The sequence below is a fragment of the Streptomyces sp. NPDC000151 genome (assembly GCF_040301705.1).
Classification (GTDB): Bacteria; Actinomycetota; Actinomycetes; order Streptomycetales; family Streptomycetaceae; genus Streptomyces.
Genome location: NZ_JBEPFC010000288.1, coordinates 1 through 2,838, shown reverse-complemented (window position 1 = coordinate 2,838; position 2,838 = coordinate 1). Strand labels below are relative to the sequence as shown.

The window sequence follows — 2,838 nt, the reverse complement described above, 5'->3', positions numbered from 1 at the left end:
GGGCCGCGGCACGGCAGCGGCCGGCCGCCCAGGGCGGCGCCCAGGCCGGGAACGCGCCGGGCGCGGACGACGAGAAGAACGCCCACGGCGACAAGGCCGGAAAGGCCGGCGAGGACGCCAGGACCGGCAAGGACGCCAAGGGCGGCGGGCACGCACACGGCAAGGACGACGCCGCGGCCCGCAAGAGCGCCGTCTTCGTGAAGAAGAACGGCCGGCCGCTCATGCTGCGCTTCGTCCTGCCCGACGGCCCCGGCACCGCCCAGCTCCGTACGGTGGCCGACCGGATCTCCGAAATGCTGATGAAGATCGGCGTACGGACGACCGTGCAGAAGGTGGCCGACAAGAGCTACTTCGAGGACCACATCGCGTCCGGCGACTACGACCTGGCGCTCTACTCCTGGCCCGGCAGCGCCTACCCGGCCACCGACGCCCGGCCCATCTACGCCAAGCCCCGGCCCGCCGCCGACGGCTCGCTGACCGTCGAGCAGAACTACACCCGGGTCGGTACCGACCGGATCGACCAGCTCTTCGACCAGGCGTCCGCCGAGCTCGACCCGGACGCGGCCCGGGACCTCGTCGGCCAGGCCGACCAGCGGATCTGGGCGGCCGCAGGATCGATCCCGCTGTACCGGCAGCCGCAGCTCGTCGCGGCCAGGTCCGGGCTGGCCAATGTGGGCGCTTTCGGCTTCGCGACGCCCGTCTACCAGGACATCGGTTACAAGAAGTAGCAGGTCAGGGCGGGTGCGAACGGGCTGGGGCGGCCAATGCCGCGCCAGCCCCGTACGATGGAGTGAGGCCGTGGCGTCTGCATGCCCGGCGGGCGCGCGTGCCGGACCGTACGCGCCGTCAACCACAATTCCGGGAGAAGCGCCGCAAGTGCCCACGCGCCACGACATTCGTAACGTCGCCATCGTCGCCCACGTCGACCACGGCAAGACCACCCTTGTCGACGCCATGCTCAAGCAGGCGGGAGCCTTCGCCGCGCACGCCGCCGAGAACCTCGACGAGCGCATGATGGACTCCAACGACCTGGAGCGTGAGAAGGGCATCACGATCCTCGCCAAGAACACCGCGGTGAAGTATCACCCGAAGGCCGGCGGGGACCCGATCACGATCAACATCATCGACACCCCCGGCCACGCCGACTTCGGCGGTGAGGTCGAGCGCGGTCTGTCGATGGTCGACGCGGTCGTCCTGCTGGTCGACGCCTCCGAGGGGCCGCTGCCGCAGACCCGCTTCGTGCTGCGCAAGGCGCTGGCCGCGAAGATGCCGGTCATCCTGTGCATCAACAAGACCGACCGCCCCGACTCCCGGATCGCCGAGGTCGTCGACGAGACGTACGACCTGTTCCTGGACCTGGACGCGGACGAGGACCAGATCGAGTTCCCGATCGTCTACGCCTGCGCCCGTGACGGCGTCGCGTCGCTGACCAAGCCGGAGGACGGCACCGTCCCGGCCGACAGCACGAACCTGGAGCCGTTCTTCACCGCGCTCCTGGAGACCGTCCCGGCCCCCGAGTACGACGAGGCCGCGCCGCTGCAGGCCCACGTCACCAACCTCGACGCGGACAACTTCCTCGGCCGTATCGCGCTGCTCCGCGTCGAGCAGGGCGAGCTGCGCAAGGGCCAGACGGTCGCGTGGATGAAGCGCGACGGCTCGATCCAGAACGTCCGCATCACCGAGCTGATGATGACCGAGGCGCTGACCCGCAAGCCGGCCGAGGTGGCGGGCCCCGGTGACATCTGCGCCGTCGCCGGTATCCCCGACATCATGATCGGCGAGACGCTGGCCGACCCGGAGAACCCGGTCGCGCTGCCGCTGATCACGGTCGACGAGCCCGCGATCTCGATGACCATCGGTACGAACACCTCGCCGCTGGTCGGCCGCGGCGGCACGGGCAAGGGCGCGGACGCCAAGGCCGCGGTCAAGGACCGCAAGGTCACCGCCCGCCAGGTGAAGGACCGCCTGGAGCGCGAGCTGATCGGTAACGTCTCGCTGCGCGTGCTGGACACCGAGCGCCCCGACGCCTGGGAGGTGCAGGGCCGCGGTGAGCTGGCGCTGGCCATCCTGGTCGAGCAGATGCGCCGTGAGGGCTTCGAGATGACCATCGGCAAGCCGCAGGTGGTCACCAAGGAGGTCGACGGCAAGACCTACGAGCCGACCGAGCGCATGACCATCGACGTGCCCGAGGAGCACATGGGCGCGGTCACGCAGCTCATGGGCGTCCGCAAGGGCCGGATGGACAACATGTCCAACCACGGCTCCGGCTGGGTCCGCATGGAGTTCATCGTGCCGTCCCGCGGTCTGATCGGCTTCCGTACGGAGTTCCTGACCAACACCCGCGGCACCGGCATCGCGCACTCGATCCACGAGGGCCACGAGCCCTGGTTCGGCACGCTGACGACCCGTAACAACGGCTCCCTGGTCGCCGACCGCTCCGGTTCGGTCACCGCCTTCGCGATGACCAACCTCCAGGAGCGCGGTGTGCTCTTCACCGAGCCCGGCACCGAGGTGTACGAGGGCATGATCGTCGGCGAGAACAGCCGCGCCGACGACATGGACGTCAACATCACCAAGGAGAAGAAGCTCACCAACATGCGCTCCTCCTCGGCCGACTCCTTCGAGGCGATCGTGCCGCCGCGCAAGCTCTCCCTGGAGCAGTCCCTGGAGTTCTGCCGCGACGACGAGTGCGTCGAGGTCACCCCGGAGGCCGTCCGCATCCGCAAGGTGAACCTGGACGCCCGCGAGCGCGCCCGCGCCGCCTCGCGCGCCAAGCACAACTGACGCGCCCCGCAGTCCCGTCCGACGGCCCGGCCCCGCACAGCGCGGGGGCCGGGC

At 70.1% G+C, this 2,838-nt stretch carries 1 protein-coding gene and 1 pseudogene; both read left to right on the top strand.

The window, feature by feature from the left end:
• Nucleotides 1–728: pseudogene (locus ABT381_RS35575) on the top strand (ABC transporter family substrate-binding protein); the annotation flags it as partial.
• Between the two features lie 148 nt (nt 729–876).
• Nucleotides 877–2,784, top strand: a complete 1,908-nt coding sequence (gene typA / locus ABT381_RS35570; protein ID WP_351602202.1) for a translational GTPase TypA — start codon at nt 877–879, stop codon at nt 2,782–2,784.
• Nucleotides 2,785–2,838: the final 54 nt, after the last annotated feature.